A 17146-nucleotide genomic window follows, 5' to 3' on the forward strand; every position below is an offset into this window, starting at 1 on the left:
ATGGAAAATATTTTGGATCTGTGGAATAAAGCACTTCAAAAAATAGAGACAAAATTGAGCAAACCCAGTTTTGAGACATGGATGAAATCGACAAAAGCCCATTCTCTTCAGGGAGATACGCTTACAATTACGGCACCTAATGAATTTGCTAGAGATTGGCTTGAGTCAAGATATCTTCACTTAATTGCTGATACCATCTATGAACTAACAGGTGAAGAGCTCAGCATTAAATTTATTATTCCTCAAAATCAGGACGAAGAGGAAGCCATGCCAAAGTCTCCTATCAAAAAAATGTCTAAAGAAGAGCCCGTTGACATTCCACAAAATATGCTGAATCCAAAATATACATTTGATACTTTTGTTATTGGTTCAGGCAACCGTTTTGCTCATGCCGCTTCACTTGCAGTCGCGGAAGCACCAGCAAAAGCATATAACCCGCTTTTTATTTATGGAGGCGTTGGTTTAGGAAAGACTCACTTGATGCATGCAATTGGTCATTACGTGATCGACCATAATCCATCGGCCAAAGTGGTCTATCTATCATCTGAAAAATTTACTAATGAATTTATCAACTCAATTCGAGATAACAAAGCTGTCGACTTCCGTAACCGCTATCGGAATGTAGATGTGCTTTTGATAGATGATATTCAATTTCTAGCAGGAAAAGAACAAACACAAGAAGAGTTTTTCCATACATTCAACACACTTCACGAAGAAAGTAAGCAAATCGTCATTTCTAGTGACCGGCCTCCGAAGGAAATTCCGACACTTGAAGACAGATTACGCTCTCGATTTGAATGGGGCTTAATTACAGACATTACCCCGCCAGATCTAGAAACGCGCATCGCAATTCTGCGCAAAAAAGCAAAGGCAGAAGGCTTGGACATTCCAAATGAAGTCATGCTGTACATTGCCAATCAAATCGACAGCAACATTCGTGAGCTGGAGGGTGCTTTGATTCGTGTTGTTGCTTATTCATCTTTAATTAATAAAGACATTAATGCAGATCTAGCAGCTGAGGCGCTAAAGGACATCATTCCTTCATCAAAGCCTAAGGTCATTACAATTAAAGATATTCAAAGAATTGTAGGGCAGCAATTTAATATTCGATTAGAGGATTTCAAAGCAAAGAAACGTACGAAGTCAGTTGCTTATCCAAGACAAATTGCCATGTACCTCTCTAGAGAAATGACCGATTCCTCTCTGCCTAAAATCGGAGAAGAATTTGGCGGTCGTGATCATACGACTGTCATTCATGCTCATGAGAAGATTTCGAAATTAATTGTTGAAGATGAACAGCTTCAGCAGCATGTCAAAGAGATCAAAGAACAATTAAAATAACCAAGCTGATATAATGAGTACGGGAAAATGTGAATAACTAGAGCATAGTCATACACAGTCTGTCCACATGTGGATAGGCTGTCTTTCCTTTCTTTTTCATGACTTATCCACATATTCACAAGCCCTACTATTACTTCTACGATTTTTATTAATAAAATATATATACATGTCATTAAGAAAATTTAGGAGGACCACTATGAAATTCACGATTCAAAAAGATCGTCTTGTCCAAAGTGTCCAAGATGTATTAAAGGCCGTATCCTCTAGAACAACGATTCCTATTTTGACAGGGATTAAAATTGTTGCGTCTGATGAAGGGGTTTCTCTAACAGGAAGCGATTCTGATATCTCAATTGAATCTTTCATTCCTCAAAGAGATGGAGATTTAGAGGTTATCACCATTGATCGTCCGGGAAGTATTGTGCTTCAAGCCCGCTTCTTTAGTGAAATTGTAAAGAAACTGCCTATGTCTACTGTCGAAATTGAAGTAGAACAAAATCACCTGACGATCATCCGCTCTGGTTCAGCGGAATTTAACCTAAACGGTTTAGATGCTGAAGAATATCCGCATCTTCCACAAATTGAAGAGCATCATGCATTTCAAATTCCGACAGATCTGCTTAAAAACTTAATTCGTCAAACTGTTTTTGCAGTGTCCACCTCAGAAACACGACCTATCTTGACAGGTGTAAACTGGAAGGTGGAAAAAGGTGAATTAATATGCACGGCGACGGATAGCCACCGTCTTGCTTTAAGAAAAGCGAAGCTAGATATTAACGAGGAAAGTTCGTATAATGTCGTGATTCCAGGGAAGAGTTTAACAGAGCTAAGTAAAATTCTTGATGATGGACAAGATCTTGTGAGCATCGTCATTACAGAAACCCAAGTTCTTTTTAAAGCACAAAATGTGCTGTTCTTCTCAAGGTTGCTGGATGGAAATTATCCAGATACAGCTCGTCTGATCCCGCAAGAAAGTAAAACGGATGTCGTGGTCAACACGAAAGAGTTCCTTCAAGCCATTGATCGTGCATCACTTTTGGCAAGAGAAGGACGTAATAATGTCGTGAAACTGTCAGCTGATCCTGAACAAAGCCTTGAAATCTCTTCTAATTCACCTGAGATCGGTAAAGTGGTGGAGACGGTTCAAGCAGATGACATTAAAGGGGAAGATCTTAAAATCTCCTTCAGTCCAAAATATATGCTGGATGCGTTAAAAGTATTAGAGGGAACAGATATTCATGTAAGCTTCACTGGTGCAATGAGACCGTTCCTGCTGCGTACGCCGAATGATGATTCTATCTTGCAATTGATTCTTCCGGTAAGAACGTATTAATTCAAACTAAAATGGCTGCTGTGTGAGTGCACAGCAGCTTTTCTTCTCGTTTTCCATGCTTTCTTTCATCCCAGTTGGCTTTCCCCCTTTCCTTCTTGTCTTGTTTTTTAGTACAATTAGATATTAGTGATATTGAAAGAGGTCGATACAATGCCTAATCTTATAACCATTGAAACAGAAATGATTACATTAGGGCAGTTTTTGAAATTAGCCGAAGTCATCCAATCTGGCGGAATGGCGAAATGGTTTTTAAGTGAACATGAGGTGCTCATTAATCAAGAGCCAGATAATAGACGGGGACGCAAACTATACCCAGGAGATGTTGTCGAGATTGAAGGTTACGGCACATTTCAAGTTGTGAATTAGAAACGGGTGACAATACATGTACATTCAAAGTCTGGCGTTAACTTCATACCGAAACTATGAACACACCGAGCTTCAATTCGACAATAAGGTGAATGTTATGATCGGTGAGAATGCCCAAGGTAAAACGAACTTGATGGAAGCGATCTATGTATTGTCGATGGCAAAGTCTCATCGTACGTCAAATGATAAAGAACTTATCCGATGGGACCAAGACTATGCTAAAATAGAAGGTAGAGTCATTAAAAAAAATGGTCCACTCCCAATGCAGCTCGTGATCTCAAAAAAAGGGAAAAAGGGCAAGGTCAATCACATTGAACAACAGAAGCTCAGTCATTATGTTGGTGCATTAAACACCATCATGTTTGCGCCAGAGGACTTAAGTCTTGTGAAGGGCAGCCCGCAAATCCGCAGAAGATTCCTCGACATGGAGATTGGACAAGTTTCTGCTGTCTACTTGCATGATTTATCGCTCTATCAAAAAATCCTTTCTCAGCGGAATCATTACTTGAAACAATTGCAGACAAGAAAGCAATCGGATCAAGCGATGCTGGAGATTTTAACAGAGCAGTTGATTGATGCGGCAGCGAAAGTGGTCAAAAGACGACTGACTTTTACGAAACAGCTCGAAAAATGGGCGCAGCCGCTGCATTTTGGGATTTCTAGAGAGCTAGAAACACTCACGCTCCAATACCAGACGGCAATAGAGGTATCAGAAGCGTCAGACTTGTCGAAAATAAAGAATAGCTATGAAGAATCGTTTCAGAAACTAAGAGAGAGAGAAATAGACCGAGGGGTGACACTGTGGGGACCTCACAGAGATGACCTGCTTTTCTTTGTGAATGGCCGGGATGTTCAGACATATGGCTCTCAAGGGCAGCAAAGAACAACAGCTCTTTCACTAAAGCTGGCAGAAATTGATCTGATACATGAAGAAATCGGAGAATATCCTATTCTTCTACTTGATGATGTGTTATCTGAACTTGATGATTACAGACAGTCTCATTTGCTCCATACCATTCAGGGGCGAGTACAGACCTTCGTCACCACAACAAGTGTTGAAGGCATCGATCACGCCACCCTGAAAGAAGCGGAAATTTTCAGAGTAGCCAGTGGAAAAGTAATTGACTGATAAATGAGGTGTGAGTCTTGTATATTCATTTAGGTGATGATTGTGTTGTTTCTACACGAGAGATTGTCGCAATTGTTGATTACAAAATGAGGTCGTCTTCTGTTGTAGAAGAATTTCTACAAAAACAGGAGAAACATATCATTTCGTTATCACAAGGGACACCCAAATCCATTGTCGTCACAACTGAGTCTGTTTATTACTCTCCTCTTTCCTCAAGCACGCTCAAAAAACGTGCTTCGTTTGTGATTGAAATTGAAGTCTAAAAGCTCAATTCATATAAATATATCGTTTAAGAAAAGTGTAGGTGAATGTACGTGGCAATGGAACAGCAACATAATAGTTATGATGAAAATCAGATACAGGTGCTTGAAGGACTAGAAGCTGTTAGAAAACGTCCAGGAATGTACATTGGGTCAACCAATGCAAAAGGACTTCACCATCTTGTATGGGAAATTGTCGACAACAGTATTGATGAGGCATTAGCTGGTTATTGTACAGACATTACAGTGCAAATTGAAAAGGATAACAGCATTACAGTAAAAGATAATGGCCGCGGGATTCCTGTTGGAATTCATGAGAAAATGGGGCGTCCTGCCGTAGAGGTCATTATGACTGTTCTTCACGCTGGCGGTAAATTTGACGGCAGCGGTTATAAAGTATCTGGCGGTCTGCATGGTGTAGGGGCATCTGTTGTAAATGCATTATCTACTACCTTAGACGTGACCGTATACCGTGACGGAAAAATTCATTATCAGCAGTTCAAACGCGGTGTTCCAGTGGGAGATTTAGAGGTTATTGGTGAAACAGATGTAACCGGGACAACAACCCACTTTGTGCCAGATCCAGAAATTTTCACGGAAACCATTGAATTTGATTACGATACACTTGCTAACCGTGTTCGTGAGTTAGCTTTCTTAACAAAAGGTGTAAACATCATCATAGAAGACTTGCGTGAAGGCAAAGAGCGGAAAAATGAATACTGCTACGAAGGCGGTATTAAGAGCTATGTAGAACATTTAAACCGCTCAAAAGAAGTCGTTCATGAAGAACCTGTGTACATCGAAGGTGAGAAAGACGGAATTACGGTTGAAGTGGCATTACAATACAACGATTCCTATACAAGCAATATCTATTCCTTCGCCAACAACATCAACACGTATGAAGGCGGAACACACGAAGCTGGTTTTAAAACCGGTCTAACGCGTGTCATCAATGACTATGCTCGTAAAAATGGCGTATTCAAAGATGGGGATGCGAATTTAAGTGGTGAAGATGTGCGAGAAGGCTTAACAGCCATTATCTCCATCAAACATCCAGACCCTCAATTCGAAGGGCAAACGAAGACAAAGCTTGGGAACTCAGAAGCGAGAACCATCACAGACTCCCTTTTCTCAGAAGCACTTGAGAAATTCTTGCTTGAAAATCCTGATTCTGCGAAAAAAATTGTGGAAAAAGGACTGATGGCAGCTCGTGCAAGAATGGCTGCCAAAAAGGCTCGTGAGCTGACAAGACGTAAAAGTGCGCTGGAAGTCTCCAGCTTACCTGGGAAACTGGCGGACTGTTCTTCTAAAGATCCTTCCATCTCTGAGCTCTATATTGTAGAGGGGGATTCTGCGGGCGGATCTGCTAAGCAAGGCCGTGATCGTCACTTCCAAGCGATCTTACCGTTAAGAGGGAAGATCCTAAACGTAGAAAAAGCTCGTTTAGATAAAATTTTATCGAACAACGAGGTTCGTGCAATGATTACAGCGTTAGGAACTGGAATCGGAGAAGACTTCACTTTAGAGAAAGCACGCTATCACAAAGTTGTGATCATGACAGATGCCGATGTAGATGGAGCGCATATCCGAACGCTTCTCTTAACATTCTTCTATCGTTACATGCGTCAAATCATTGAAAACGGTTATGTGTATATTGCACAGCCGCCTTTATATAAAGTGCAGCAAGGAAAACGTGTGGAGTACGTGTATAACGATAAACAGCTGGATGAGCTGTTAAAATCACTACCTCAAACACCAAAGCCTGGACTTCAGCGTTATAAAGGTCTTGGAGAGATGAATGCTACTCAGCTTTGGGAAACAACAATGGACCCTGATGCGAGAACACTTCTTCAAGTCACACTTGAGGATGCGATCGATGCTGATGAGACATTTGAAATGCTGATGGGAGATAAAGTAGAGCCGAGACGGAACTTTATCGAAGAAAATGCACAATACGTGAAAAACCTTGATATTTAGATGGATCCCTCCTGAGAACAACCTTATTTCTTGTTTGGAATAAGGTTGTTTTTCAAGAAACAGGGGTGTGAAACGAATGTCCTGGTTTTCCGTGTTTTCGCTGATTTTCTAGTAAATTAATGTGTATAAAGCCGAGATTATTGATATAATGAAGAATAGTCTTGTGAAGATAAATACATATTTTACTCCCACATAATTTATTTCATGTGATACGTAAAGGGAGGTTCTTATAGTGAGTGAACAACATACACCAAATGTACGCGAAGTGAATATTAGTCAAGAAATGCGTACGTCCTTTTTAGATTATGCAATGAGTGTTATTGTTTCGCGTGCATTACCAGATGTGCGAGATGGATTGAAGCCCGTGCATCGAAGAATTTTGTATGCGATGAATGACCTAGGTATGACAAGTGATAAACCATTTAAGAAATCTGCACGTATCGTTGGAGAAGTTATCGGTAAGTACCACCCTCACGGTGACAGCGCTGTATACGAAGCGATGGTTCGTATGGCGCAAGACTTCAACTATCGAAATATGCTGGTTGAAGGACACGGAAACTTTGGTTCTGTCGATGGAGACAGTGCAGCAGCAATGCGTTATACTGAGGCGCGTCTATCTAAAATTTCAATGGAAATCCTTCGTGATATCACCAAGGATACGATTGATTATCAAGATAACTACGATGGCAGTGAAAGAGAACCAATCGTCATGCCTGCTCGTTTCCCGAACTTATTAGTCAACGGGGCAACAGGTATCGCTGTAGGGATGGCAACCAACATTCCGCCTCACCAGCTAGGTGAAGTGATTGATGGTGTACTGGCAATTAGTCAAAGTCCAGAAATGACAACACAGGAACTAATGGAGATCATTCCAGGACCAGACTTCCCAACTGCGGGACAAATCATTGGCCGAAGCGGAATCCGTAAGGCATATGAAACAGGCCGGGGCTCTATTACATTACGTGCGAAGTCTATCATCGAAGAAACATCCAGCGGTAAGCAGCGGATTGTCATCAATGAAATTCCGTATCAGGTCAACAAAGCCCGTTTGATCGAAAAAATCGCTGATCTTGTGCGCGATAAAAAGATCGATGGCATTACAGATCTGCGTGACGAGTCTGATCGTAATGGAATGCGGATTGTGATTGAACTGCGAAGAGACGCGAACGCCCACGTTCTATTAAACAATCTTTATAAACAAACGACACTCCAAACATCATTTGGAATCAACTTATTGGCACTTGTCGATGGACAGCCTAAAGTCTTGTCCCTCAAACAATGTCTTGAATATTATCTAGAGCATCAAAAAGTGATTATTCGCAGAAGAACAGCATATGAACTTCGTAAAGCTGAAGCAAGAGCTCATATTCTAGAAGGTTTAAGAATCGCTCTTGACCACTTAGATGAAGTCATTGCATTAATTAGAAGCTCTCAAACTGCTGAAATCGCGAGAAATGGCTTGATGGAGAACTATAGCTTGTCCGAAAAACAAGCACAGGCCATTCTTGATATGCGTCTTCAGCGCTTAACTGGTTTGGAAAGAGAAAAGATAGAAGAAGAATACAAAGGGCTTGTTGATTTGATTGCTGAGTTGAAAGCTATTTTAGCAGACAATGAAAAAGTTCTTGAAATCATTAGAGAAGAATTAACAGAAATCAAAGAACGTTTCAATGATACGCGCCGTACTGAAATTGTGACAGCAGGTATCGAAACAATTGAAGACGAAGATTTGATTCCTGTTGAGAACATCGTGATTACGCTGACTCATAATGGTTATATCAAGCGTCTGCCTGCATCAACATACCGCAGTCAAAAAAGAGGCGGTAAAGGTGTTCAGGGAATGGGAACCAATGAGGATGATTTCGTAGAACAGCTGATTTCAACATCTACCCATGATACGATCCTCTTCTTCTCTAATAAAGGGAAGGTTTATCGTGCGAAGGGATATGAGATTCCTGAATTCGGACGGACAGCGAAAGGGATTCCGATTATTAACCTGCTTGAAGTAGAAAAGGGAGAGTGGATTAATGCCATTATTCCGGTAAGCGAATTTGATGAAGATTCGTATCTCTTCTTTACAACAAGACACGGTGTATCAAAACGAACCTCATTGTCTCAGTTTGCCAACATTCGAAACAATGGACTTATCGCATTAAGTCTTCGTGACGAAGATGAACTGATGGCTGTCCGTTTAACCAATGGAGAAAAACAAATCATCATTGGTACGAAAAAAGGTATGCTGATTCGTTTCGACGAGACAGATGTTCGTGAAATGGGGCGTACGGCAGCTGGCGTGAAAGGAATTACGCTTTCTGAAGATGACATCGTCGTTGGGATGGAAATCCTTGAGCCAGATGCAAACGTATTGATTGTCACCGAAAAAGGATATGGTAAGTTAACACCTGAAAAAGAATACCGTGTTCAAAGTCGGGGCGGTAAAGGTCTTAAAACATGTAAAATCACTGACAACAATGGTCCGCTTGTCGCAGTGAAGGCGACGAATGCTGAAGCTGAAGAGGACTTGATGATTATTACAGGAAGCGGCGTGATCATTCGTATGGCCGTTTCAGACATTTCAACAACAGGTCGAGTCACTCAAGGTGTCCGCCTGATCCGTCTAGGTGATGATGAACATGTCGCTACAGTGGCATTAGTTGAACAATCACAAGAAGATGATGAAGAGAATAGTGAAGAAAACGTAGAAACTATAGAGTCAGATCAAGAGCAATCTGAGTAAAAATAAAGCCGGTTTTTCACCGGCTTTATTTTTTTCTAAAAAAACATGAGTTTTTTTGAAATTTATAATGCTTTTTTCATAGATATGTGTTAATCTTTCAAAGGAGCAAAAAGAGGCTCTATTTTTTATCTCTTTTACAGTGGAAACTTCTTAAAAAAATAAAATGTTTTTCAAGAAAAATGTTGACTGTTGATAGAGATATATGATATATTTAAGTGGTCGCTTTAAGAGAGTGGTAAACAAGTTCTTTGAAAACTAAACAAGACAAAACGTACCTGTTAATTCGAGTTTTTATAAAAAAATCCTATGAAACTTCATAGGTAGTCAGTCAAACTGGCGAAAAGCAAAACTTCGGTTTTGTACTTTTTCGGAGAGTTTGATCCTGGCTCAGGACGAACGCTGGCGGCGTGCCTAATACATGCAAGTCGAGCGGACAGAAGGGAGCTTGCTCCCGGATGTTAGCGGCGGACGGGTGAGTAACACGTGGGTAACCTGCCTGTAAGACTGGGATAACTCCGGGAAACCGGAGCTAATACCGGATAGTTCCTTGAACCGCATGGTTCAAGGATGAAAGACGGTTTCGGCTGTCACTTACAGATGGACCCGCGGCGCATTAGCTAGTTGGTGGGGTAATGGCTCACCAAGGCGACGATGCGTAGCCGACCTGAGAGGGTGATCGGCCACACTGGGACTGAGACACGGCCCAGACTCCTACGGGAGGCAGCAGTAGGGAATCTTCCGCAATGGACGAAAGTCTGACGGAGCAACGCCGCGTGAGTGATGAAGGTTTTCGGATCGTAAAGCTCTGTTGTTAGGGAAGAACAAGTGCGAGAGTAACTGCTCGCACCTTGACGGTACCTAACCAGAAAGCCACGGCTAACTACGTGCCAGCAGCCGCGGTAATACGTAGGTGGCAAGCGTTGTCCGGAATTATTGGGCGTAAAGGGCTCGCAGGCGGTTTCTTAAGTCTGATGTGAAAGCCCCCGGCTCAACCGGGGAGGGTCATTGGAAACTGGGAAACTTGAGTGCAGAAGAGGAGAGTGGAATTCCACGTGTAGCGGTGAAATGCGTAGAGATGTGGAGGAACACCAGTGGCGAAGGCGACTCTCTGGTCTGTAACTGACGCTGAGGAGCGAAAGCGTGGGGAGCGAACAGGATTAGATACCCTGGTAGTCCACGCCGTAAACGATGAGTGCTAAGTGTTAGGGGGTTTCCGCCCCTTAGTGCTGCAGCTAACGCATTAAGCACTCCGCCTGGGGAGTACGGTCGCAAGACTGAAACTCAAAGGAATTGACGGGGGCCCGCACAAGCGGTGGAGCATGTGGTTTAATTCGAAGCAACGCGAAGAACCTTACCAGGTCTTGACATCCTCTGACAACCCTAGAGATAGGGCTTTCCCTTCGGGGACAGAGTGACAGGTGGTGCATGGTTGTCGTCAGCTCGTGTCGTGAGATGTTGGGTTAAGTCCCGCAACGAGCGCAACCCTTGATCTTAGTTGCCAGCATTCAGTTGGGCACTCTAAGGTGACTGCCGGTGACAAACCGGAGGAAGGTGGGGATGACGTCAAATCATCATGCCCCTTATGACCTGGGCTACACACGTGCTACAATGGACAGAACAAAGGGCTGCAAGACCGCAAGGTTTAGCCAATCCCATAAATCTGTTCTCAGTTCGGATCGCAGTCTGCAACTCGACTGCGTGAAGCTGGAATCGCTAGTAATCGCGGATCAGCATGCCGCGGTGAATACGTTCCCGGGCCTTGTACACACCGCCCGTCACACCACGAGAGTTTGCAACACCCGAAGTCGGTGAGGTAACCTTTATGGAGCCAGCCGCCGAAGGTGGGGCAGATGATTGGGGTGAAGTCGTAACAAGGTAGCCGTATCGGAAGGTGCGGCTGGATCACCTCCTTTCTAAGGATATATGGAGCAGCGTACGTTTTCGTCTTGTTTAGTTTTGAAGGAACTTGCAAAAGATCCTACAACATCATATCTTCGATATGAAAGATGGGCCTGTAGCTCAGCTGGTTAGAGCGCACGCCTGATAAGCGTGAGGTCGGTGGTTCGAGTCCACTCAGGCCCACCATCTTCTATTAAATCGGGGCCTTAGCTCAGCTGGGAGAGCGCCTGCCTTGCACGCAGGAGGTCAGCGGTTCGATCCCGCTAGGCTCCACCAACGTGTTCTTTGAAAACTAGATAACAATAAGTAATACATTCACATTGAATGCAATGCAAAGTTCATCACACATAGTGATTCTTTCTAAAGTAAGAAATGGTTAAGTTAGAAAGGGCGCACGGTGGATGCCTTGGCACTAGGAGCCGATGAAGGACGGGACGAACACCGATATGCTTCGGGGAGCTGTAAGCAAGCTTTGATCCGGAGATTTCCGAATGGGGAAACCCACTGCTCGTAATGGAGTAGTATCCATACTTGAATACATAGAGTATGAGAAGGCATACCCGGGGAACTGAAACATCTAAGTACCCGGAGGAAGAGAAAGCAAATGCGATTCCCTGAGTAGCGGCGAGCGAAACGGGAACAGCCCAAACCAAGAGGCTTGCCTCTTGGGGTTGTAGGACACTCTATACGGAGTTACAAAGGAATGATATAAGCGAAGAGGTCTGGAAAGGCCCGCCAAAGAAGGTAACAGCCCTGTAACTGAAATGTCGTTCTCTCCAGAGTGGATCCTGAGTACGGCGGAACACGTGAAATTCCGTCGGAATCCGGGAGGACCATCTCCCAAGGCTAAATACTCCCTAGTGACCGATAGTGAACCAGTACCGTGAGGGAAAGGTGAAAAGCACCCCGGAAGGGGAGTGAAATAGATCCTGAAACCGTGTGCCTACAAGTAGTCAGAGCCCGTTAACGGGTGATGGCGTGCCTTTTGTAGAATGAACCGGCGAGTTACGATCCCGTGCAAGGTTAAGCAGAAGATGCGGAGCCGCAGCGAAAGCGAGTCTGAATAGGGCGCATGAGTACGTGGTCGTAGACCCGAAACCAGGTGATCTACCCATGTCCAGGGTGAAGTTCAGGTAACACTGAATGGAGGCCCGAACCCACGCACGTTGAAAAGTGCGGGGATGAGGTGTGGGTAGGGGTGAAATGCCAATCGAACCTGGAGATAGCTGGTTCTCTCCGAAATAGCTTTAGGGCTAGCCTCAAGGTAAGAGTCTCGGAGGTAGAGCACTGATTGGACTAGGGGCCCCTACCGGGTTACCGAATTCAGTCAAACTCCGAATGCCGATGACTTATCCTTGGGAGTCAGACTGCGAGTGATAAGATCCGTAGTCGAAAGGGAAACAGCCCAGACCGCCAGCTAAGGTCCCAAAGTATACGTTAAGTGGAAAAGGATGTGGAGTTGCTTAGACAACCAGGATGTTGGCTTAGAAGCAGCCACCATTTAAAGAGTGCGTAATAGCTCACTGGTCGAGTGACTCTGCGCCGAAAATGTACCGGGGCTAAACGTATCACCGAAGCTGCGGACTGTTCTTACGAACAGTGGTAGGAGAGCGTTCTAAGGGCTGTGAAGCCAGACCGGAAGGACTGGTGGAGCGCTTAGAAGTGAGAATGCCGGTATGAGTAGCGAAAGACGGGTGAGAATCCCGTCCACCGAATGCCTAAGGTTTCCTGAGGAAGGCTCGTCCGCTCAGGGTTAGTCGGGACCTAAGCCGAGGCCGAAAGGCGTAGGCGATGGACAACAGGTTGATATTCCTGTACCACCTCCTCACCATTTGAGCAATGGGGGGACGCAGGAGGATAGGGTAAGCGCGGTATTGGATATCCGCGTCCAAGCAGTTAGGCTGGGAAATAGGCAAATCCGTTTCCCGTAAAGGCTGAGCTGTGATGGCGAGCGAAATTTAGTAGCGAAGTTCCTGATTCCACACTGCCAAGAAAAGCCTCTAGCGAGGTGAGAGGTGCCCGTACCGCAAACCGACACAGGTAGGCGAGGAGAGAATCCTAAGGTGATCGAGAGAACTCTCGTTAAGGAACTCGGCAAAATGACCCCGTAACTTCGGGAGAAGGGGTGCTTCTTAGGGTGTTAAAGCCCCGAGAAGCCGCAGTGAATAGGCCCAGGCGACTGTTTAGCAAAAACACAGGTCTCTGCGAAGCCGTAAGGCGAAGTATAGGGGCTGACGCCTGCCCGGTGCTGGAAGGTTAAGAGGAGCGCTTAGCGTAAGCGAAGGTGCGAATTGAAGCCCCAGTAAACGGCGGCCGTAACTATAACGGTCCTAAGGTAGCGAAATTCCTTGTCGGGTAAGTTCCGACCCGCACGAAAGGCGCAACGATCTGGGCACTGTCTCAACGAGAGACTCGGTGAAATTATAGTACCTGTGAAGATGCAGGTTACCCGCGACAGGACGGAAAGACCCCGTGGAGCTTTACTGCAGCCTGATATTGAATGTTGGTACAGCTTGTACAGGATAGGTAGGAGCCTTGGAAACCGGAGCGCTAGCTTCGGTGGAGGCATCGGTGGGATACTACCCTGGCTGTATTGACCTTCTAACCCGCTGCCCTTATCGGGCAGGGAGACAGTGTCAGGTGGGCAGTTTGACTGGGGCGGTCGCCTCCTAAAATGTAACGGAGGCGCCCAAAGGTTCCCTCAGAATGGTTGGAAATCATTCGCAGAGTGTAAAGGCACAAGGGAGCTTGACTGCGAGACCTACAAGTCGAGCAGGGACGAAAGTCGGGCTTAGTGATCCGGTGGTTCCGCATGGAAGGGCCATCGCTCAACGGATAAAAGCTACCCCGGGGATAACAGGCTTATCTCCCCCAAGAGTCCACATCGACGGGGAGGTTTGGCACCTCGATGTCGGCTCATCGCATCCTGGGGCTGTAGTCGGTCCCAAGGGTTGGGCTGTTCGCCCATTAAAGCGGTACGCGAGCTGGGTTCAGAACGTCGTGAGACAGTTCGGTCCCTATCCGTCGCGGGCGCAGGAAATTTGAGAGGAGCTGTCCTTAGTACGAGAGGACCGGGATGGACGCACCGCTGGTGTACCAGTTGTTCTGCCAAGGGCATCGCTGGGTAGCTATGTGCGGACGGGATAAGTGCTGAAAGCATCTAAGCATGAAGCCCCCCTCAAGATGAGATTTCCCATTCCGCAAGGAAGTAAGATCCCTGAAAGATGATCAGGTTGATAGGTCTGAGGTGGAAGCGTGGTGACACGTGGAGCTGACAGATACTAATAGATCGAGGACTTAACCTATATTCTAATGTGAAGCATGAACATTGTTATCTAGTTTTGAGAGAACATTCTCTCCATCAGGTTTGGTGGCGATAGCGAAGAGGTCACACCCGTTCCCATACCGAACACGGAAGTTAAGCTCTTCAGCGCCGATGGTAGTTGGGGGTTTCCCCCTGTGAGAGTAGGACGCCGCCAAGCTTCTATTAGGATCAGTTCCAGTCGGAACTGGTCTTTTTTGTTTTTTCTTCTAACAGCATCATAATGTATGCTGGGAACTTCTCTTCTGCAATCTCCATGTAGCGTTCAATCATGACGTAATCATCGCTAATGTATTGAGACAGCAGCTCGTACCACCATTCTGTTTCGTAGCGGGCAATCATACTAAGGTTATACATCAATAAGTAATGGCTGATGATTTCAGGAATCCCTAGAAAAGCATCTCGTGTTGAGGGTATAAACCATTGATCCATTTCTAAATCATAATGAAGATGAGTAGCAAGTGCTGGGTTTTCTTCAAGAAATACATCAAACGTCAGTTTTTTAGCCTCTCTCTGTTTGAGTTTCCAGCTTGTATGAAACTCAAAGTATTCAATAAAGCGTTCAGCAGACATGTTATAAAGTAATGGAATATGATCTTGAATCATCATTCCATTAGCCTTTTCTACTTTAACTAAAGTCGAGGGCTGCTTTTGAAACTCAAGAATATGACTCATTTCAGGTATTTTAGACAGGAGATGGATCATCGTAAATCGTTCATCTTCAAGACCATTTAATTGAAATAGATGCTTTAACACATGCATACATAGCCCATTTCTTTGGATTTTCACCTCATCTTCACTAAAACGGTAATGCTGTTTCTTTCTCTTTCTCGATGTTACGCCATGAGCTAAAACAGAGGTTTGAGAAGGATAATGGGGATCCACTGTCAGCAAACATGCTTTTAGCAGCTGTGCCATTCCATAAAACAATAAAATGGGTTTAAGTTCTAGAGGCGCGATCGCTGCCTGTTCATAGAACGTATGGCCATGTTTTAAAAAGTAAATAAATCGTTCACAGTTTTTATAGGCTTGCTGGTTTGCATCTTGAATGTTCCGTTTCTCATATTGTTGAAATAGAAACTTTTGGGAGGTTTCGAGCGAGTAAAAACGTTTTAAATCCTTCCATCCTGAACTTTTCATCTTCTTCCTCAACTCTCTTTATATTTTCTAAAAATTGCAACTGTTTGTTGCTTCCTTGACATGCTGTTTGCTAGTTGATAATCTACATATAATATTTTGCCGAAAAGAGGGGGATTTACTAATGTGGGAAAGTAAATTTTCAAAAGAAGGTTTGACGTTTGACGATGTTTTGCTTGTTCCAGCAAAGTCTGAAGTACTTCCGCGTGATGTCGATTTATCAGTGGAGCTAACAAGCACATTAAAGCTAAACATTCCAATTATCAGTGCGGGAATGGACACAGTGACGGAATCACAAATGGCGATTGCAATGGCACGTCAAGGTGGTCTTGGTATTATTCATAAGAACATGTCCATTGAACAGCAAGCAGAACAGGTGGATAAAGTAAAACGTTCAGAGCGCGGCGTTATTACAAATCCATTCTTCTTAACACCAGAGCATCAAGTATTTGATGCAGAGCATTTGATGGGTAAATACCGTATTTCAGGTGTGCCGATTGTCAACAACGAACAAGACCAAAAGCTTGTTGGTATTATTACGAACCGTGACCTTCGTTTTATTTCGGATTATTCAATGAAGATTAGCGACGTGATGACAAAAGAGGAACTTGTGACAGCTTCTGTTGGTACAACATTAGAAGAAGCTGAAAAAATCCTACAGCAGTACAAGATTGAAAAATTACCTCTTTTAGATGACGAAGGAACGTTAAAAGGTCTTATCACAATCAAAGATATTGAAAAAGTGATTGAATTCCCTAACTCCTCTAAAGATGCACATGGCCGTTTAATTGTTGGTGCCGCTGTTGGTGTCACTGGCGATACAATGACACGTGTGAAAAAATTAGTCGAAGCCAATGTGGATGTCATTGTCATTGATACAGCACACGGTCATTCTCAAGGTGTTCTAAACACTGTATCGAAAATCCGTGAAACGTATCCTTCTCTTAACATCATTGCTGGTAATGTTGCAACAGCTGAAGCAACTAAAGCATTGTTTGAAGCAGGAGCAGATATTGTGAAAGTTGGTATCGGACCAGGATCTATTTGTACAACACGTGTTGTTGCAGGTGTCGGTGTACCACAAATCACAGCGATCTATGACTGTGCAACAGAAGCAAGAAAACATGGTAAAGCTATTATTGCAGATGGTGGAATTAAATATTCAGGTGATATCGTGAAAGCATTAGCATCTGGCGGACATGCTGTTATGCTGGGAAGCCTTCTAGCTGGTACATCTGAAAGCCCAGGAGAAACAGAAATTTTCCAAGGTAGACGTTTCAAAGTTTATCGTGGTATGGGTTCTGTCGCTGCAATGGAAAAAGGAAGTAAAGATCGTTACTTCCAAGAAGATAATAAAAAATTCGTTCCTGAAGGTATCGAAGGCCGTACACCATACAAAGGGCCAGTCGTTGATACAGTGTATCAACTAGTTGGCGGTATTCGTTCTGGTATGGGCTATTGTGGAACGCAAGATTTACGCACTCTTAGAGAAGAAGCACAATTCATTCGTATGACGGGTGCAGGACTTCGTGAGAGTCATCCACATGATGTACAAATTACAAAAGAATCACCAAACTACACAATTTCTTGATAAATTGTGACAATCAAATTACATTTGACAGGGTCTATGACTCTGTCTATTTTT

Annotated in this window: 9 protein-coding genes, 2 tRNA genes and 3 rRNA genes; 13 read left to right on the top strand and 1 reads right to left on the bottom strand. The window is 44.0% G+C overall.

The features are described from left to right. The 12 genes from dnaA (at position 1) to rrf (ending at position 14524) form a co-directional block, all read left to right on the top strand. A complete protein-coding gene (gene dnaA / locus MHB69_RS00005) occupies positions 1-1341 on the top strand; it encodes a chromosomal replication initiator protein DnaA (RefSeq protein WP_024424073.1) in 1341 nt (446 codons plus the stop codon). A 196-nt stretch (positions 1342-1537) separates the two neighbouring features. Continuing rightward, complete coding sequence (gene dnaN / locus MHB69_RS00010; RefSeq protein ID WP_024424074.1) at positions 1538-2674, top strand: DNA polymerase III subunit beta; 1137 nt, start codon at positions 1538-1540, stop codon at positions 2672-2674. A gap of 150 nt (positions 2675-2824) precedes the next feature. Beyond that, on the top strand, positions 2825-3040 hold the full coding sequence (gene yaaA / locus MHB69_RS00015) for a S4 domain-containing protein YaaA (protein WP_144496518.1): 216 nt from the start codon (positions 2825-2827) through the stop codon (positions 3038-3040). Between the two features lie 16 nt (positions 3041-3056). Then, on the top strand, positions 3057-4169 hold the full coding sequence (gene recF / locus MHB69_RS00020; protein ID WP_041105878.1) for a DNA replication/repair protein RecF: 1113 nt from the start codon (positions 3057-3059) through the stop codon (positions 4167-4169). Positions 4170-4186: 17 nt separating this feature from the next. Continuing rightward, positions 4187-4432 (top strand): extracellular matrix/biofilm biosynthesis regulator RemA family protein, encoded by a 246-nt coding sequence (locus MHB69_RS00025; RefSeq protein WP_034283648.1) that lies wholly within the window; start codon positions 4187-4189, stop codon positions 4430-4432. A 57-nt stretch (positions 4433-4489) separates the two neighbouring features. Next, the gene (gyrB, locus tag MHB69_RS00030) at positions 4490-6406 is read left to right on the top strand and encodes a DNA topoisomerase (ATP-hydrolyzing) subunit B (RefSeq protein WP_034283656.1); all 1917 of its coding nucleotides are present in this window, start codon (positions 4490-4492) and stop codon (positions 6404-6406) included. A 232-nt stretch (positions 6407-6638) separates the two neighbouring features. Further along, entirely contained in the window at positions 6639-9143 is a 2505-nt protein-coding gene (gene gyrA / locus MHB69_RS00035) for a DNA gyrase subunit A (RefSeq protein ID WP_034283649.1), read from the top strand. 364 nt (positions 9144-9507) lie between these two features. After that, positions 9508-11056, top strand: a 16S ribosomal RNA gene (locus MHB69_RS00040). Between the two features lie 95 nt (positions 11057-11151). Next, positions 11152-11228 (top strand) — tRNA-Ile (locus MHB69_RS00045). Between the two features lie 14 nt (positions 11229-11242). Further along, positions 11243-11318: transfer RNA gene (locus MHB69_RS00050), tRNA-Ala, on the top strand. Positions 11319-11416: 98 nt separating this feature from the next. After that, positions 11417-14347, top strand: a 23S ribosomal RNA gene (locus tag MHB69_RS00055). A gap of 61 nt (positions 14348-14408) precedes the next feature. Beyond that, a 5S ribosomal RNA gene (gene rrf, locus MHB69_RS00060) occupies positions 14409-14524 on the top strand. The 16S, 23S and 5S rRNA genes sit together here with 2 tRNA genes alongside, the layout of an rRNA operon. An 11-nt stretch (positions 14525-14535) precedes the next feature. On the opposite strand, the gene MHB69_RS00065 is transcribed toward rrf, so the two are convergent. Further along, on the bottom strand, positions 14536-15504 hold the full coding sequence (locus MHB69_RS00065) for a YaaC family protein (protein ID WP_024426750.1): 969 nt from the start codon (positions 15502-15504) through the stop codon (positions 14536-14538). 121 nt (positions 15505-15625) lie between these two features. Between MHB69_RS00065 and guaB the strand changes: the two genes are divergently transcribed. After that, positions 15626-17092 (top strand): IMP dehydrogenase, encoded by a 1467-nt coding sequence (gene guaB / locus MHB69_RS00070; protein ID WP_024426749.1) that lies wholly within the window; start codon positions 15626-15628, stop codon positions 17090-17092. The last annotated feature ends 54 nt before the right edge of the window (positions 17093-17146 follow it).

The organism is Bacillus sp. FSL K6-0994, assembly GCF_038630815.1.
GTDB lineage: Bacteria > Bacillota > Bacilli > Bacillales > Bacillaceae > Bacillus > Bacillus safensis.